Source organism: Corynebacterium neomassiliense (genome assembly GCF_900626215.1).
Lineage (GTDB): Bacteria > Actinomycetota > Actinomycetes > Mycobacteriales > Mycobacteriaceae > Corynebacterium > Corynebacterium neomassiliense.
Genome location: NZ_LR131106.1, coordinates 1,740,727 through 1,757,828, shown reverse-complemented (window position 1 = coordinate 1,757,828; position 17,102 = coordinate 1,740,727). Strand labels below are relative to the sequence as shown.

14 protein-coding genes are annotated in these 17,102 nt (G+C 67.8%); 13 read left to right on the top strand and 1 reads right to left on the bottom strand.

Annotation, left to right across the window (positions count from 1 at the left end; all coding sequences use genetic code 11):
* Positions 1-48: 48 nt before the first annotated feature.
* The 10 genes from E0E18_RS07725 to E0E18_RS07680 all read left to right on the top strand — a co-directional run bounded on the left by E0E18_RS07725 (position 49) and on the right by E0E18_RS07680 (position 11,490).
* Positions 49-1,023, top strand: coding sequence for an aldo/keto reductase (locus E0E18_RS07725; protein WP_130840056.1), 975 nt, complete (start codon positions 49-51; stop codon positions 1,021-1,023).
* Positions 1,024-1,033: 10 nt separating this feature from the next.
* Positions 1,034-2,383: a M20 family metallopeptidase gene (locus E0E18_RS07720; protein WP_202616705.1), complete on the top strand. Its 1,350-nt coding sequence runs from the start codon at positions 1,034-1,036 to the stop codon at positions 2,381-2,383.
* Position 2,384: 1 nt separating this feature from the next.
* A complete protein-coding gene (locus E0E18_RS07715; RefSeq protein ID WP_078057400.1) occupies positions 2,385-3,416 on the top strand; it encodes an ABC transporter permease in 1,032 nt (343 codons plus the stop codon).
* Complete coding sequence (locus E0E18_RS07710; protein ID WP_066588534.1) at positions 3,413-4,315, top strand: ABC transporter permease; 903 nt, start codon at positions 3,413-3,415, stop codon at positions 4,313-4,315. The genes E0E18_RS07715 and E0E18_RS07710 overlap by 4 nt, the downstream gene beginning before the upstream one ends.
* Positions 4,316-4,389: 74 nt before the next feature.
* On the top strand, positions 4,390-6,003 hold the full coding sequence (locus tag E0E18_RS07705) for a dipeptide ABC transporter ATP-binding protein (RefSeq protein WP_419866060.1): 1,614 nt from the start codon (positions 4,390-4,392) through the stop codon (positions 6,001-6,003).
* A gap of 77 nt (positions 6,004-6,080) precedes the next feature.
* Positions 6,081-7,733, top strand: coding sequence for an ABC transporter substrate-binding protein (locus E0E18_RS07700; RefSeq protein WP_066588528.1), 1,653 nt, complete (start codon positions 6,081-6,083; stop codon positions 7,731-7,733).
* A gap of 21 nt (positions 7,734-7,754) precedes the next feature.
* Positions 7,755-8,822 carry an LLM class flavin-dependent oxidoreductase gene (locus E0E18_RS07695; protein WP_066588525.1) on the top strand — a complete coding sequence of 356 codons (1,068 nt, stop codon included), beginning with the start codon at positions 7,755-7,757 and terminating at the stop codon, positions 8,820-8,822.
* Between the two features lie 40 nt (positions 8,823-8,862).
* Positions 8,863-10,011 (top strand): LLM class flavin-dependent oxidoreductase, encoded by a 1,149-nt coding sequence (locus E0E18_RS07690; protein WP_130840049.1) that lies wholly within the window; start codon positions 8,863-8,865, stop codon positions 10,009-10,011.
* A complete protein-coding gene (locus E0E18_RS07685; protein WP_130840047.1) occupies positions 10,008-10,844 on the top strand; it encodes a DUF1684 domain-containing protein in 837 nt (278 codons plus the stop codon). Before E0E18_RS07690 ends, E0E18_RS07685 begins: the two co-directional genes overlap by 4 nt.
* 4 nt (positions 10,845-10,848) lie before the next feature.
* The gene (locus tag E0E18_RS07680; RefSeq protein WP_130840045.1) at positions 10,849-11,490 is read left to right on the top strand and encodes a CGNR zinc finger domain-containing protein; all 642 of its coding nucleotides are present in this window, start codon (positions 10,849-10,851) and stop codon (positions 11,488-11,490) included.
* A gap of 41 nt (positions 11,491-11,531) precedes the next feature.
* Here E0E18_RS07680 and E0E18_RS07675 read toward each other — a convergent pair whose 3' ends face one another.
* Positions 11,532-13,151, bottom strand: a complete 1,620-nt coding sequence (locus E0E18_RS07675; RefSeq protein ID WP_130840043.1) for a GMC family oxidoreductase — start codon at positions 13,149-13,151, stop codon at positions 11,532-11,534.
* Positions 13,152-13,296: 145 nt separating this feature from the next.
* Here E0E18_RS07675 and E0E18_RS07670 point away from each other — a divergent pair, with 145 nt between their 5' ends.
* The 3 genes from E0E18_RS07670 (at position 13,297) to E0E18_RS07660 (ending at position 17,101) form a co-directional block, all read left to right on the top strand.
* Entirely contained in the window at positions 13,297-14,229 is a 933-nt protein-coding gene (locus E0E18_RS07670; protein ID WP_066589906.1) for a LysR family transcriptional regulator, read from the top strand.
* Between the two features lie 44 nt (positions 14,230-14,273).
* Entirely contained in the window at positions 14,274-15,638 is a 1,365-nt protein-coding gene (locus E0E18_RS07665) for an NAD-dependent succinate-semialdehyde dehydrogenase (RefSeq protein ID WP_130840041.1), read from the top strand.
* An 83-nt stretch (positions 15,639-15,721) separates the two neighbouring features.
* Complete coding sequence (locus E0E18_RS07660) at positions 15,722-17,101, top strand: flavin-containing monooxygenase (protein WP_110480882.1); 1,380 nt, start codon at positions 15,722-15,724, stop codon at positions 17,099-17,101.
* Position 17,102: the final 1 nt, after the last annotated feature.

Genomic DNA, 17,102 nt, shown 5'->3' with positions numbered 1-17,102 from the left:
ACTGGCGGCGGAGACCGGCCTCCCGCTGACTCCCGGAAGAAGTAACACGTGTCACCCATTACGCAAGGATCTGCGCCCGGACCGCGCAAGGACACGACGGGTGACGGGGCGACAGTCGGCCCGCAGCGTGTCGAACTGGCGGGGAGGAACGTCTCCCGGGTCGCCTTCGGAGCGGCACGACTGACCGCCGGAGACGGCTGGGGTGTCCCCGAGGACATCAGCGCGAGCAGGAACCTGCTGCGCAGTGCCATCGACCTCGGATACGACTACATCGACACCGCGGACTCACTCGGCCCCGGAGTGAGTGAGGCCGTCATCGGGGACGTGGTGGGCAACTCCGACCGGGTGCTCGTGGCGACGAAAGTCGGGATGCTGCGTCCCTCCGCGACCCGGTGGGGCGTCCTCGGCCACCCCGACTACCTGCGCCAGCAGGTCCGCAACAGTCTGCTCCGGCTCCGCCGGGACCGCATCGACCTCGTCTACCTGCACCGCATCGACCCCGCCTACCCGCTCGCCGACCAGCTCGGGGCGCTTCAGGAGCTCCGCGACGAAGGACTTGTCGGCCACATCGGAGTGAGCGAACCGACTCCGGCCCAGCTGGAGGAGGTCTTCGACATCGAAACCCCGGCCGTGGTGCAGAGCGTGTACAACCTCGTCGAACGCAGGAACGGAGAGATCATCACCACTCTCGGAGACAGGGGGATCCCCTTCGTCGCCTACTGGCCGCTGCTGGGCAGGGGCGTGTCCCGGAGCGTCTACGACGCCATCCACCGGCAGCTGCGTCCCACGGCACAGCGCCTCGGTACCACCACCCACGCCCTCTCCCTGGCCTGGATCTTCGGGAGACACCCGCTCAGCCTCGCCGTGGTGGGGTCCCGGGACCCCCGGCATCTCGCGGCGAACCGCGCCGCCGCGGACCTCACGCTGGACGATGCGGTACTCGACGAGATCACCGCCGCGGTGGACGCGGTCTGTGACCCCTCCACCGCGTTCAACCCCGCCCGCTCCAAAGACGACAAGTGAAGGACGACAAGTGACCGCACACACGACCTCCGTCGACCCCCTGAAGACCTACCTCGCATTCGACGAATCCCGGCGGGACGGAGGAGATGACAGCTCCGGCGGCCCCGGCGACGATGCGGGCGACGGCGTCTCCCACTTCTCCGGTGCACCGGAGAGCGTCCACACCCGTATCCGTGACCGGGTCGAGGAACTGCGACCGGAACTCGCACGCCTCGCCGTGGACCTCCACGACCACCCGGAGACAGCCTTCGGAGAATTCCGGTCGGCGAGGGCCGTCGCCGACCTCCTGGAATCCCACGGAGCAGAGGTGGAGGTGGGTGCCTTCGGCCTCGACACCGCCCTGTACGCCACCGAAGGCCCGCAGGAGGGTGCCCCGCACTTCGCCGTCGTCGCCGAATATGACGCCCTGCCTGAGGTGGGGCATGCCTGCGGGCACAACGTCATCGCCGGAATCAGTGTCGGTGCGTACCTTGCCCTCCGGGACGTCCTGGGGGACATCGGCGGGCGGGTGTCCTTCATCGGCGCCCCGGCGGAGGAGTCCGGCGGTGGAAAGGAACTCATCCTGCGTGCCGGCGGTTTCGACGGGGTCGACGCCGCCGGAATGGTCCACCCCGGGGTCGGGGACACCGTGTCACCTGTCTACGGCCCGGGAACCAGCGGGGTCAGACGCATCGCGGTGACCTACCGGGGACGTGCCGCCCATGCTGCGATGAGCCCCTACCTGGGGCTGAACGCCCTCGACGCCGTGGTCACCGCCTACCAGTCCGTGGCACAGCTGAGGCAGCACATCCTCCCCGTGGACCGCATCCACGGCGTCATCACCAACGGCGGTTCGGCGGCGAACGTCGTCCCGGAGACAGCCTCCGCGGTGTTCCTGGTCAGGTCGACCGAGATCGACACCCTCGACATCCTGACCCGACGGGTCGTCACGGTCCTGGAGGCGGCGGCATCGGCGACCGGCACCACCGCTGACATCGACCTGGACTTCGAGCCGGCCTACCTGCCGATGAAGAACAACATCGAACTGGTCAAACGCTGGGCCGACCATCTCCGGGACCGCGGTCGCGAGGTACCCCTCTACCCCGCACACACCCGCCAGGGGGGACCGTCCACGGACATGGGCAACGTCAGCCGGACCATTCCCGCCATCCACCCGGCACTGGGCCTGGGCGGTTCCCCGGACGTCGCACCCCACAACGCGGCCTTCGCGGAGACGACGGTGGAACCTGCCGCGGTGGACGCCCTCATCGACGCCGCAGTGTCACTGGCAGGAACAGCCGCCGACTTCCTCGCCGACGCCGACCTCCGTGACGCCGTCCGCCGCGAGTTCAACTACCGGGTACGTGGACAGGTGGAGTGACATGACCGCGCAGGCACCCGTGACGGTGCAGACCCAGGGCAGCGGAAGGGGTGCGCTCAGCGACCGGACCCCCGGTTCACGGGGACTTTCCCGTGCAGGCGGCTGGCCCCGGTTCATTCTCCAGCGGCTCGTGGACATTGTCCTGACCGTGTGGGCGGCGGCCACCCTGGCCTTCCTGGCGGTGAAGGCCATCCCCGGGGACCCCCTCGACATCCTGATGTCGGGGATACAGGACGCCACCCCCGAGATGAGGGCACGGATAGCGGCCGACTACGGTCTCGACCAGCCGGCGTGGCGGCAGTACCTCGACTATCTGGGCGGTGTGCTCACCGGTGACCTGGGTACCAGCTACCAGCGGGGCACCCCGGTCCTTGACGTCCTCTCCGCCGAGCTCGCCCCCACGGTCGAGCTGACCCTCGTGGCGATGCTCATTGCCGTGACCCTCGCGGTGGCCGTCGCCCTGGCGACCTCGGGCAGGAACAGGACAGCCCGCTTCGCCGCCCAGTTCATCGAACTCGTCGCCGTGTCCACACCCGCGTTCTGGCTCGGCATCATCCTCATGACCGTCTTCTCCTTCCAGCTGAGACTCCTGCCGGCCTTCGGGAACGAGACCCCGGAATCGCTCATCCTCCCTGCCGTCACCCTGGCGTCCACGGTCTTCGGCGTCCTGTCCCAGATTCTCCGTGAGCGGATGGAGTTCACCCTGCACGAACCGTTCGTGAAGAGCCTCAGGGCCCGGGGACTGGGAGAGGGGGCACTGCGTTCCCGGCATGTCCTCAGACATGCCGGCCTGCCCGCCCTCACCCTGTCCTCCATGATCTTCGGTTCACTGCTCGGCGGAACAGTCATCATCGAAACCCTCTTCGCCCGACCGGGCATCGGCCGAGTGGCGGTGATGGCGGTCCAGGACCGTGACATTCCCGTGGTCCTCGGGTTCGTCATCCTCGCGTCACTCATATTTGTCCTGGTCAACACGGTTGTCGACCTGGTGTACCCGCTCATTGACCCCCGACTGAAAGGAGAGAGGCGATGACCGCCCCCGTAGATGCCGCCACCGTGGTCGGACGTGGCCGGGACGGGTCCACGGGCCCGCGGGGCGGGGCCCTGCCCTGGTACCGGCGTACACCCCCGGCAGGCGTGTCACTGGCTATGGTGCTCCTGGCCGTTCTGCTGGTCGCGGCGCTGTTCCCCGGCCTGCTCGCCACCCGGGACCCGCTCGAGACCAGCCCGTCCGACACCTTCGCACCGGCGTCCGCGGAACACTGGCTGGGCACCGACCAGCTCGGCAGGGACGTCTACTCCCGCCTGGTCCACGGAGCCTTCTACTCCATATCGTTGGGGCTCGGCGCCGCGGCGGTAGGTGCCGTCGGCGGCATCGTCCTCGGCGTGGTCGCCGGCTACGCCAGAGGAGTGGTCGACCGGGTCATCAGCCGGATCCTCGATGTGGCCCTGGCGTTCCCGGAGGTTCTCATCGCGCTGCTCACGATCACGATCCTCGGGCCGGGGCAGTGGAGCCTGCTGCTGGCGGTCGGACTGGGGAGAATCCCGGGGTCGGCACGACTGGTCCGCTCCCAGGTCATGCAGATCAGGGGATCGGGATATGTCGAGGCCGGAGTCATCCTCGGTCTGAAGCCCCCGGCCCTGGTCCTCAGGCACGTTCTCCCGAACAGTCTCGGCCCTGTCCTCGTCAACGCCGTCGTCGGTGTGGGGGTGTGCATCATCTTCGGCGCCGGGCTGAGCTTCCTCGGACTCGGGGCGGTACCGCCCGCACCCGAATGGGGCCTGATGCTGTCCGAGGCCCGCCAGTACCTGGGAGTCAACCCCTGGGTCGCCATCTGGCCCGGAGTCGCGATCACCGTCACGGTCATCGCCGTCACCGTCACCGGACGCTGGCTCCAGCAGCACTTCATCACCCGGAGGAGTTCACTGTGACACCCACCCGACATGACCGCCGACCGGGACAACCGACACACGCCCCGGCCACCCCGCCTCCTGACGATCCCCTGGTGACGGTCGAGAACCTCGACGTCAGTATCGCCGGAGTCCCCGTCGTCCACGACGTCAGCTTCACCGTCGCTCCGGGAACCTGCACCGCACTCGTCGGGGAGTCCGGGGCGGGCAAGAGCATGACCGCACAGTCCCTGCTCGGTCTCCTCCCCGACACAGCCGCACTGACCGCCACGACATTCGACTTCTCCGGTCACGACCTCCGCACGTTGAACGCTCGGCAGTGGCGCAGGCTCCGTGGCGGGGACATAGGTCTGGTGCTCCAGGACGCCCTGGTCTCCCTCGACCCGCTGGTCCCCGTGGGACGCCAGATCACGGAAACTCTCCGGCTCCACACCGGCCTGTCACGCGCCGGGCGGAGGGACAGGGCTGTGGAGCTGCTGGAACAGGTGGGTATCCCGGACCCCGCGCACACCTTCGACAGGTACCCGCACCAGCTGTCGGGAGGACTGCGCCAGCGTGCCCTCATCGCCACGGCACTGGCAGGCGACCCCCGTCTGATCATCGCCGATGAACCGACCACGGCCCTGGACGTCACCGTCCAGGCACAGGTCCTCAGGCTCCTCGCCAGGCTCAAGGCGTCCGGGACCGGCCTGCTGCTGGTGAGCCACGACCTGGCCGTCGTCTCCGAACTCGCCGACCACATCGTCGTGATGAAGTCCGGGGAAGTTGTCGAGCAGGGCACCCCCGACACCGTGCTCCACCACCCGTCGAGTGACTACACCAGGCAGCTCCTCGACGCCGTCCCCTCCGCGTCCTCACGTGGTGAACGCCTGTCCCCGGCCCCGGTGGCGCACTTCCCGGCGGTGGCCGGCGGGGGACGCGACGGGGACCGTGGCGACATCCCGGACACCGCCGTGGAGGCGACCGGACTGCGGAGGGTCTTCGGCCTGGCGGGCGGCCGGTCCGTCACGGCCGTGGAGGAGGTCTCCTTCCGGATCCCCCGTGGTACCACGCTCGGCATCGTCGGCGAGTCCGGCTCCGGCAAGTCCACCGTCGCCAGGATCGTCCTGGGACTTGAGCGTCCCGACAGCGGAGAAGTCCTGGTCGGGGAAGAACCGTGGTCCGCGCTGCCCGAGGCGCGTCGGCGTCCCCGCCGCCATCTCATGCAGCTGATCTCCCAGGACCCGTTGAGCTCCTTCGACCCCCGGTACACGGTCGAGGGCCTGCTGGCCGAGGCCCTGGTGGCGGCGGGAACCCGGAAGCAGGACGTCCGCCGGCGGAGTACCGAACTGCTCGTGCAGGTCGGGCTGGGGGAGGAGCACCTGTCCCGTCACCCCCTGCAGCTGTCGGGAGGGCAACGCCAACGGGTGGCCGTCGCCAGGGCGCTGTCGCCCTCGCCGCAGATCCTCATCTGTGACGAGCCGGTCTCCGCCCTCGACGTCTCCGTCCAGGCACAGGTGCTGGACCTGTTGTCCGACCTGCAGGAGCAGACCGGGGTGTCGATGCTGTTCATCTCCCACGACCTCGGCGTCATCCAGCACATCGCCGATGACGTCGTGGTGATGCACCGGGGGCGTGTCGTGGAGACAGGCCCCGTCGACAGGGTGTTCACCGAACCACGTGACGCATACACGAGGGAACTCATCGACGCCATACCCCGGCTGACCTGACCACCCGCTCAACCGGCCCCCTAACCACCTGCAGCTGTCACCTGCAGGAAGAACTCACAGACGAAAGAAGAGAAATCATGGGAAAACGACCACTGGCGGTCCTCGCCTCCGTCCTCACCGCAGGACTCCTGCTGACCGCATGCACCTCCGGACAGAGCTCCGGGAACGGTGACGGTTCCGGCGGAGACCAGAACCGGGAGATCACCTACCTCGCGAACACCGAACCCCCTGTCTGGGACGGTCAGAGGGTCCCCAGCCTCAACGCCAACTCCGTCAACTCGAGCATCTTCGACACGATCACGTCCCAGGCAGACGACGGCACCTACCACCCCGGACTCGCAACCGACTGGAAGATCAGCGAGGACGGCCTGACCTACACCTTCACCCTCCGGGAAGGGGTCACCTTCCATGACGGGACCCCGTTCAACGCCGAGGTGCTCAAGCAGAACCTCGACCGCCCCCTCAACGAACCCGATCTGGCCACCGTGTCATCCGGAATCGCGGAGAACCGTGTCATCGACGACCGCACCCTCGAAGTGAAACTCTCGCGCCCCAACGCCGGTCTGATCCACGCATTCTCCACCCCGCACTGGCCCGTGTACTCCGGGAAGGTCCTCAGCGAGCACACTCCCGCGGAACTGAGTGCGGATCCGACCCTGTCCATCGGCACCGGACCGTTCAAGGTCGCGGAGTACTCCAGGGGGTCTTCACTGGTCCTGGAGAAGAACGAGGACTACAACTGGGCCCCGGAGACCGCCGGCCATGACGGCCCGGCGTACCTGGACGAGGTGAACATCCAGTTCGTCCCCGAACCGCAGGCCAGGATCGGGGCACTGAACTCCGGGCAGGCCGACGCCGTCGACCAGGTTCCGCCGCTGAACATCAACGAGGTGGAGTCCGCAGGCAACAGCATCCTCACCCAGGACAACACCGGCACCCCCTACTACCTGGCGTTGAACCCGAACACCGCCCCCTTCGACAACCGTGACGTCCGTCTGGCGTTCCGGTCCGCGATCGACATCGACTCGATCCTCGACGGTGTGTACGACGGCGTGTACGACAAGGCGTGGTCGACGACCCTGCCCGGCACACCCCCGGAAGGCAGCTTCGACGAGTCGCTGGTGAACTCCTGGTCCTACGATCCCGATGAGGCCGCACGGCTGCTCGACAAGGCCGGCTACACGTCCAGGGACTCCGAAGGCTACCGCGTCAAGGACGGGAAGCGGCTCAGGATCGAATGGTACGTGGACAGTCTCTACGTACAGACAGACCAGCGGCAGCAGCTCGGTGAGGCCATCGCCGCGTCCCTGAAGGACGCCGGGTTCGAGGTGGTCCGTACCCCGTTCGACACCGCCTCCTTCACCAGCGAGATCGCGAAGGGTACGCACAATCTCGCCGACGCCTCCCGAGGATTCGCGGAGGTCGCCACCTCGGTGTCCCCGTTCGCGGCCAGCTCGATCCCCCGCTCCGGGGGAGGTTCGGGAATCAACTACGGACTGCTCGACGATCCTGTGGTCAACGAGGCGTACTCGGTGATCAGCACCTCGCAGGACACGGACGCCCGGATCGCCGCGGCGCACACCGCCCAGAAGCGGATCCTCGACGAAGGTTTCGCTGTCCCGCTCTACATCCCGAAGAAGATCGTCGGAACGACACCGGCCGTGTCCGGGTGGAAGTTCGACCTCGTCGGCTACACCGACACCTTCTACGACGTCCAGATCAACAACTAACCGAACTGAGGCAGGCGAACCATGCCGAGAATCGATCTCTTCTACTACGGGGACACCACTCCGGGGCAGAGCCCCGCAGAGCTCTACCGCGACATCGAGGAACAGGTGGTCCTGGGTGACCGCCTCGGATACAACGGGGTGTGGGTCACCGAACACCACTTCCGGTCGCGCGGTGAAGTGCCCGACCCGCTGCTCTTCCTCAGCCGCATCAGCGGAGTCACGGAACACATCCGGCTGGGGACCTCGATCGTGTGCGCCCCCTACTACCACCCGGTCAGACTGGCCGAGTCCGCACTCCTGCTGGACACTCTCAGCGGAGGACGCCTCGACCTGGGAGTGGGCACGGGCATGGCCTTCCCGGAGATCGGTGACGTGTTCGGGTTCAGTCCCGACGACGCCTCCGCGCGGGCCCGTGAGATCCACGAGATTCTGCGGCAGGCCTTCGATGAGGGAGTCATCGACTTCGACGGGGACTTCTACTCCTACAGGGGCGTGGAACTGTCCCCGCGGCCGGGACGGCCGGCGAAGGACGTCATCTGGACTGCGGCGGGGCGCAACGCCATCGACCTCGCCAGGGAACACGGCTACCGGCTCATGATTCCGCGGCCCCTCCCGCTGGAGCAGCGTCTGAAGTTCAACGCGGACTACCGGGCGGCGGTTCCCGGAGGGGAGGTCATCCACCTCAGGTCAGGGTTGGTGGCACCCACGACAGAGCTGGCGAGGGAGCGGGCAGTGGAGTTCCTGCGCGCGTACTCGTCGACCTACCTGCACCACGAGTTCACGGGCGGTCCGGACAGCCCCGAGTTCGACGAGATCGCCGAGAAACTGAGCTTCGCGGTGGGCACCGCCGACGAGGTCGCCGAGAAGATCAGCTACTGGACCGGACAGTTCGACGGGACCGAGGAGACGGCGATCCAGTTCCAGGGGCCGCACGTCGCCCACGAGCACGTCCTCGAGTCGATCGAACTGTTCGCCACCGTGCTCCCCGAGCTGCAGGGGGACGCTCCGGCCACGGCCGTCGCATTCAGCGACCCCGGACCGTCTGACAGTGTCCCCGCCACGTCATCGACCCCCTTCTTCACCTCCTAGACCGTCTCCCAGACCACCTCCCAGACAAGGATCTTCAACAATGAGCTATCCGTCGTCAAGTAATTCACCGGCAGGTTCGCAGGGGACGTTGACACCCCTGGGCACGCCGGGCACAGGTGACCGGCTGCGCGTCGGTTTCATCACCCACCTTGACCAGCATGACGACCTGTCCACCATCTTCGCCGACAACATCCGTCTGATCAGGGAGCTGGAGAGACAGGGCTACGACAGCGCGTGGATCGCCACCCGGCACTTCAACGCGGGATGGGCGGCACTGCCCTCACCGTTCGCCTTCCTCGGGGCGGCCGCGGCAGTGACGGACAGGATCGACCTCGGTACCGCGGTACTTCCCCTGGTGCTCGACGACCCGGTCCGCGTCGCCGAGGAGGTCTCCGTCATCGACCATTTCTCTGGTGGGCGGCTGCTCCTCGGTGTCGGTAAAGGCGTCCCCTCGGATTCTTTCCACGTCTTCGAGGGCTGGGACTCCGACAGGGACCGCAGCTTCACCGAGAAGATCGACCGGCTCCACTGGGCGCTGGAGGGCAACCAGGTCGAGGGCGGCAGTGCCTCCGTCTGGCCACCGGACCGGAACCTGGGTGGCAGGATCTTCCACGGCAGCTCGAACATCGGGACCATCCGTAACGCAGCCAGGAGGGGGGACGGGCTCATCCTCGAGAGGTTCGGCAACGGTGAGGAGCGCACACCGGAGAACCGTCGGGCATTCCACCGCCGCCAGGCCGATTCCGTGACCGAGTACCGCAGGGTGTTCGCCGAGACCTGGGGTGATTCCCGCACTCCCTACGTCATCACGTCCCGGTCCGTGTTCGACGGGCCGACCTCCGAGGACGCGCTGAAAGACTTCAGTGAGCGGACGGCCCGCTGGCACGCGCAGGATGTCCGGGTGGGACGAGCCCTGGAGTCCCAGACCTCGGCGGAGAAACTCCTCGGTGACAACGCCGTGTGGGGAACCGTCGACGAACTGGCCGCCGACCTGCTCTCGGATCCGACGCTGGCCCTGTCCGACGAACTTGTCCTGGGGATACACCCGGCGGAGCACACGGTGGACGAGGCCGTCGCCCATGCCGGTGTACTGCTCGACGAGGTGGTTCCACTGGTCCGTGAAGGTTGGGCGGAGCAGCGCAGGGAACTGGGGCTGGCAGCCCCGGTGGCGACAGGGGGCAGGGCATGACCACCGGCGCAGACCACAGCAACCTGACCGGCGACCTGACCGGCTACCTGACCGGCGATCTGAAACAGTGGCAGCAACAGTGGCAGCTCTGGCACTCCGACAGGGAGACATCGGTCGCCGGGCCGACCGGTCAGACAGCCCTGACCGGCACCCACTGGATCAGTGCCACCACTGACTCCGGTGCGGAGGTGGTCGACGGTCTCCCCGGCCTGTGGCACACCACCGTCGACGGTGTGTCCGGTACCGGCCTGCCCACAGGCTACGGCGCGTCCGAGGTCGAGCTGACTGCAGGACAGAGCATCAGCGACGGCACCGTCACCCTCACCGTCATTGAACGTGGAGGTCGGCGGGCCGTGCGGACCTTTGACAGGGCAGCCCGGACCCGGACGGCATTCACCGGCATCGACACCTTCGCCCCCTCCGGGCGGTGGGTGCTCCCCGCCACGTTCATCCCTGACAGCAGGACCGTCGGAGTGACGGCGATTGACGGCTATGTCTCGGAATCCACTGCCGCGGGGTGGGTCAGTTTCACTGTGGACGGTGCGGAACACCGGCTCCAGGTGTCCGCCGACGGTGACGGCAGTCTCCGGGCGGTCTTCTCCGACGCCTCTACGGCCCTGGGCACGCACCGGTTCCGGTTCCTGTCCGTCGACCGGCCCGACCCCGCAGGTCACACCGTGATCGACTTCAACTACGCCTATCTTCCCCCCTGCGCGTTCAGCGACCACTTCCTGTGCCCGCTGCCTGCGGCAGAGAACCGTCTCGACATCTCCGTGGAGGCAGGGGAGCGCGCCGTGGTACTTGCGGAGACAGATCCTGACGGGCACCGTTGATCCGGTGACACACGAACCCCACCACCCGGACCGGCTGGCCGTCTTCAGCGGGCACCCGTCCGACGACAGTCCGGACGCCCCGACGTCCGTACCTGCCAGGGTGCTGGACAAGGTCTTCGTCACGGAGACCCTCGGACTGAGCTTCATCGCCACCGTGGCCCAGTGGGGAGGTGCGGAGGCGGACCGGCTCTACTCACCGGACCGACTGGGGGAGTGGCTGGACATGGTGGGTCTTCCACCGTTGCGGCGGACCGTCAACCGGGCGGAGCAGGACGTTCTCGCGGACCTTCGCCGTGCGGTCTACCGGACTGTCATGGCCCGACTGGCCGGTGGCGTCGCTGACCGCGGAGATCTGTGTCTGCTCAACGAGTACGCGGGACTGCCGAGGATCCGCCCCGTCATTGCGGAAGATGCGTGGAACCTGACCTACCCGCAGGGGATGTCATTCGCCTCGCTTCTGTCGGAGTTGTCGAACAGCGCCCTTGACGCTGTCGCCGGACCATGGTCCGGGCGCATGAGGCGGTGCGAACGCAGTCCCTGTACGCACGTGTTCATCGACAAGACGGCGGCCGGGCGGCGTCGCTGGTGCACCAGTGAAGGCTGCGGGAATGTCGCCCGGGCGCGGGCCCACCGGTCACGGGTGTGACAGACCCCGGCGCGCGCCGGTCACCGGGGTTCTCCTCCGTGCTACTTCCCGCTCACCAGGTCGGCGGCCCGTTCGGCGATCATCATGATCGTCACCACAGGGTTCGTCGAGGTCACGGTGGGCATGGCGGAGGCGTCCGCCACCCGCAGACCGGCCACCCCACGGACGCGCAGCTGAGGGTCGAGAACCGCCCCGGGATCGGAGTCCGCTCCGATCGCGCACGTGCCGCAGGGGTGGTACACGGTCTGGTGGACCGCCCTCTCCGCCGCGGAGATGTCCTCGTCCGAGGTGACGTCCGGGCCGGGGAACACCTCCCTCACGATCTCGGAGGCGAAGGGCTCCTCGGCCGCCACCCTGCGTGCATTACGGACGCCGTCGACGAGGGCTTTCTCGTCCAGGCCGTCCTCGTCGGTGAAGTACCCGTAGTCGATCTGCAGTTCGGCGTCCTGGTCCGGTGACGTGATCCAGACCCGCCCCCTGCTGGCCGGGCGGGACACGTTCGGAGCGGCCCCCGCATAGTGTTCCGGCAGGTCGACGCCCGCCCTGACAAGCTGTTCAACCCATGCTTCGACAGGGACATGGGTGGTGACCGAAGGCACCGGGTCGAGGTCGCTGTACTCTCCCCGGGCGTGGGCGTTGCCCCACAGGTACCCGGCGTCCCACCCGGTCGCCGATTCCGGACCTGCGGGTCCCCTGGTCTCCCACACGACGATCCCCTCCGCATGGTCCTGGAGGTTGCGGCCCACCCCGGGCAGGTCGACGAGGGTCTCCACCCCGGCGGCGGAGAGTACCTCCGGGTCTCCGACACCGGAGGCCATGAGCAGCCTGGGTGTCTCGTACGCTCCCGCGCACATGATGACCTCGCCTCCGTCGGCGAGCCTGAGGTCCCGGGCCGTCCCCGAGGGGCCGGTGACGCGGACCCCGGTGCACACGGTGTCCCCGGTGGTGCTGAGGAGCAGTTTCTCCGTCCGGTGCCCGGTCAGCAGGTCGAGGTTGCCCCGCAGGCCGGCGCGGGTGAGCAGGTCCCGGTAGGCGTTGGAGGAGCTGGAGCGTTGGTTGGTCTCCGGGATGTAGCCGATCTCGAAGAATCCCGCGCCGGGGTGGTACTCCGACCGGGTGTCCGGCAGTGTCCCGTTCCATTCGACGACCTCGGGAATGTCCAGGGCGGTCGCCGCGGAGGTGAGGACGCGCTGGAGCCGGGCACTGCGGTCGTAGAGGGGGATCACCGAGATCGCGGTGCGCAGACGGTCGTAGTAGGGGAGGAACTGGTCCGGTCCCCATCCGACCGCACCGCGGGCCTCCCACTCCTGCAGGTCCCCGCGGAAAGGACGCCAGGAGATCATGGTGTTCGCGGTGGAACACCCGCCGAGGATGTGCAGGCGCGTGTGGTCGATGTGACTGTTGCCACGGGCCTGCGGCACTGACCTGTGCTGGACGGCGTACCTGCTGTCGACCATCCGGTCCCAGTTCCGGATCGCCTGGGCGAGGGGTTCGTGGGTGTCCTCCGGGCCCCGTTCCACCAGGGCGACCCGCGGACGGTCCGCCCGGGACGCGAGACGGGCCGCGACGATGCATCCTGCCGTACCGCCGCCGACGATGATGTGGTCGTAGGGTCCCGTGGGCGCGTCCCCGGCGGGTGCTGTGCTGTTCTCGCTGCTCATGAACCCTGAGGCTAGGAACCGGTGACGTGCTCGGCAACAGCTGCGGGGCAACGGAATCAGGTGACTCCCATCTGGGGAAATGATGCAGACCGCGTGCAATATCAACGAAATGAAACGGCAACACGGTCTCCGTACCGTCGCGCCCATGCTCACCAATCCGGGAATATCGGTGGCTCAGCTGGTGTACTTCGTCAGTGCCGCCGAGCACGGAAGTATGACCGCGGCCGCCGAGGAACTCTACGTCGCGCAGTCCGCGGTCTCCACGTCTGTCGCCCAGCTGGAGAAGCGGGTCGGGACGACACTGTTCCTCAGACACCGGTCGAAAGGGCTGGAGCTCACCGCCGACGGCCGTGAACTCCTCGTCCGGGCCCGCCGGATCCTGTCGGAACTGCGTGACGCGGTGGACGCCGTCAACCCTGACGCACTGCGCGGCCACCTGGAGACCGCCTGCTTCACCACCCTCGCCCCGTTCTACCTGCCCCAGATCTGGGCCCGCCTCGCCGAGGAGTATCCGGGCATGCGGACCAATGCCGTGGAGCTGACCTGTCCCGACGCTCTTGAGGCACTGAAGGAACGGCGGATCGACATCGCCCTGGTCTACGACGTCACCACGGATCCGGCGGTGACTTTCGAACCGCTGCAGGAACGGCCCGCCTATGTGGGGTTGAGCGTGGACCATCCTCTCGCGGGTCGGTCGGAGATCTCGCTGCGGGAGATGGCCGGGGAGCCGCTGATCCTGCTGAACCTGCCGGGCAGCAGGGAGTACTTCCTCCACGCCTTCACCTCCCACGGGGTGACCCCGACGGTGGCCTGCGAGTTCCAGAGTTTCGAGACGGTCCGCGGGATGGTGGCCGCCGGCCACGGGTACACGGTGCTCAACCAGGTCCCCCACCACGACTACACCTACTCGGGTCTGCCGATCGCGGCCGTGCCGGTGGCTGAGCAGGTACGGCCGCTGAATGTGTCACTGGCCTACCGGGCAGGTGAGGGGCTCACGGCCAAGGCGAGGGCGTTCGCGGGGGTCTGCCGGGCAGTCATCCGGGACGCGGACCCCCGGGGTCCTGATCTGCAGTCCTGACCCACCCGGAATCATTCGACCGACATCCACAGGAGACCACACCGATGACCTACGCTGTCACCGATCCGACCAGCGGAGAAGTCCGCGAAACCTACGACACCTTCACCGACGGGCAGATCGACGGGGCCCTCACCCTCGCAGAATCCGGCTACCGCACCTGGCGGACGGTCCCTGTCACCGACCGTGCCGCAGCCGTCCACCGCTGTGCGGAGATTCTGAGGCAACGGCGCGACGAGTTCGCCGGGGCCGTCACCGCGGAGATGGGTAAACCGCTCGACCAGGCGTACGGGGAGATCGACCTGTCCGCCGACATCATCGACTTCTACGCCGACAACGCCGGCACCATCACCGCCGACCAGCCGATCGCCGTCGTCGGGGAGGGTTCGGCACTGGTACGCCGTGCGCCGCTGGGCGTCCTCTTCGGCATCATGCCGTGGAACTTCCCCGTCTACCAGGTGGCCCGTTTCGCCGCCCCGAATCTCGTGCTCGGCAACACTGTCGTCCTCAAACACGCCCCGCAGTGCCCGCGCACCGCCGCACTGCTCGAGGAACTCCACCTTCAGGCGGGCCTGCCCGCCGGGGCCTACGTCAACGTCTACGCCACCAACGGGCAGGCCGCGGACATCATCGCCGATCCCAGGGTGCAGGGCGTGTCCGTCACCGGGTCCGAGCGTGCCGGCTCGGCCGTCGCCGGGCAGGCGGGACGCCACCTCAAGAAAGTCGCCCTCGAACTGGGGGGATCGGACCCCTTCCTGGTGCTGTCCACCCCTGACCTCGACGCGGTGGTGGACGCCGCGGTCGCGGGACGCACGGACAACAACGGGCAGGTGTGCAACGCCCCGAAGCGGTTCATCGTCGTCGAGGAGTACTACCGGGACTTCCTCGCCAAGTTCACCGAGGGCATGGCGGCCGTCCCTCTGGGGGATCCGACCGAGGAGGGTACGGTGCTGGGGCCGCTGTCGTCCCCGGCGGCCGCGGACCGGCTCCAGGACCAGGTGGACAGGGCGGTGGCGCAGGGGGCGACACTTCTCACCGGTGGTACCCGGCAGGGCAACTTCTTCCCGGGCACGGTGCTCGCCGACGTCACCGCGGAGATGGACGCCTACCGGGAGGAGTTCTTCGGTCCGGTCGGCGTCGTCTACCGTGCCGCAGACGAGGAGGACGCCGTCCGTATCGCCAACGACACCTCCTTCGGACTGGGCTCCTACGTGTACACCGATGATCCGGTGCAGGCGGACCGGGTCGCGGACGCCCTGGAGGCCGGCATGGTCTACGTCAACTGCGTTCTCGCGGACAGTCCGGAGCTGCCCTTCGGAGGGGTGAAGCGGTCCGGCACCTCCCGGGAGCTCGGCCTACTTGCCGCAGACGAGTTCGTCAACAAAAAGCTCATCCGGATAACCGATATGTGACGACCATGTAAATCAGAAAAACCGATGTACGAGTCCGGAAAGCAATGTTTGAATGCCTCGGGAATAGGCCGGAGAATAGTTCCATGAAACGCGAAAACTTTCCGGAGAATTTACCGGAGACCATTGAGGTACTCGTCATCGGAGCAGGTCAGTCCGGAATTGCGACAAGTGAACACCTCACTGCCGCAGGAATTCCCCACATTGTCCTGGAACGTGACCGCATCGCCGAAAAATGGCGCACCGGCCGCTGGGACTCCCTGTGCGCCAACGGGCCCAGCTGGCATGACCGTTTCCCCGGACTCGCCTTCGACACCCCCACCCCCTCCGGGGCGGAACCCTATCCGGCCGACGCCTTCGTCCCCAAGGACCGCGTCGCCCGCTACTTCGAGGACTACGCCGAGATGCTCGGAAGTCCCGTCTCCACCGGTGTGGAGGTCACCGAGGTGGTGAAGAACCCCGGAGCACCCGGCTACCTCGTCACGGTACGGCCCACCGGCTCCACCGACCCGGCGGAGCGGCAGACGATCGCCGCGACCTATGTCGTCTCCGCGACCGGACCCTTCCAGACCCCCGTCATCCCGCCGGTCATCCCTGCCGGTGTCGCCACCGACAGGGGCATCGTGCAGATGCACTCGGCCGACTACGACAGGCCGGAGAATCTGCCGGAGGGGGGCGTCCTCGTCGTCGGGGCGGGCTCCTCCGGACTGCAGATCGCCGTCGAACTCAACCGTGCCGGGCGGGACGTCACCCTCGCCGTGGGCGAGCACGACCGTCCGCCGCGCCGGTACCGGGGCCGCGACAACGTGTGGTGGCTCGGCGTCCTCGGCAAGTGGGACATGGCCGCACCTCCGGTGGGTGCCGAGCACGTCACCATCGCCGTGACAGGTGCCGACGGCGGCTACACCGTCGACTTCCGTGACCTCGCCGCCGACGGTATCCACCTGGTCGGCCGCGCCGAAAGCTGCGACGCCGACGGTGTACTGCACTTCCGCGACGATCTCGCCGCCAACATCCACGCCGGTGACCGCAACCTCCTCGAACTCTTCGACGAGGCGGACGCCTACATCGAAGCCAACGGTCTGGACCTGCCCGCAGAACCCGGGGCACGCGTACTCGGCCCCGACCCCGAGGACGCCGTCAACCCGGTGCTGGAACTCGACCTCGCCGCCGCGGGGATCACCACGGTCATCTGGGCCACCGGCTACGGGGTGGACTACTCGTGGCTGCATGTCGACGGTGTCCTCGACGACCGGGGACGCCCCGTCCACCAGCGCGGCGTGAGCCCGGCGACGGGCCTCTACTTCGTGGGACTGCCGTGGCTGTCCCGCCGCGGTTCCAGCTTCATCTGGGGCTGCTGGCATGACGCGAAGTACGTCGTCGACGAGATCCTCATCCAGCGCGGCTACGCCGCCTACACCCCCGAGCCCGCTGCCGCCGGTACACAGCACACACAGGAGAACTGAC

Bases quoted from the DNA above. Each gene is read 5' to 3' on its own strand.
- E0E18_RS07665 (WP_130840041.1), top strand. From the start codon at position 14,274: ATGACCTACGCTGTCACCGATCCGACCAGCGGAGAAGTCCGCGAAACC.
- E0E18_RS07690 (WP_130840049.1), top strand. From the start codon at position 8,863: ATGAGCTATCCGTCGTCAAGTAATTCACCGGCAGGTTCGCAGGGGACG.
- E0E18_RS07685 (WP_130840047.1), top strand. From the start codon at position 10,008: ATGACCACCGGCGCAGACCACAGCAACCTGACCGGCGACCTGACCGGC.
- E0E18_RS07715 (WP_078057400.1), top strand. From the start codon at position 2,385: ATGACCGCGCAGGCACCCGTGACGGTGCAGACCCAGGGCAGCGGAAGG.
- E0E18_RS07695 (WP_066588525.1), top strand. From the start codon at position 7,755: ATGCCGAGAATCGATCTCTTCTACTACGGGGACACCACTCCGGGGCAG.
- E0E18_RS07710 (WP_066588534.1), top strand. From the start codon at position 3,413: ATGACCGCCCCCGTAGATGCCGCCACCGTGGTCGGACGTGGCCGGGAC.
- E0E18_RS07700 (WP_066588528.1), top strand. From the start codon at position 6,081: ATGGGAAAACGACCACTGGCGGTCCTCGCCTCCGTCCTCACCGCAGGA.
- E0E18_RS07675 (WP_130840043.1), bottom strand. From the start codon at position 13,151: ATGAGCAGCGAGAACAGCACAGCACCCGCCGGGGACGCGCCCACGGGA.
- E0E18_RS07670 (WP_066589906.1), top strand. From the start codon at position 13,297: ATGCTCACCAATCCGGGAATATCGGTGGCTCAGCTGGTGTACTTCGTC.
- E0E18_RS07660 (WP_110480882.1), top strand. From the start codon at position 15,722: ATGAAACGCGAAAACTTTCCGGAGAATTTACCGGAGACCATTGAGGTA.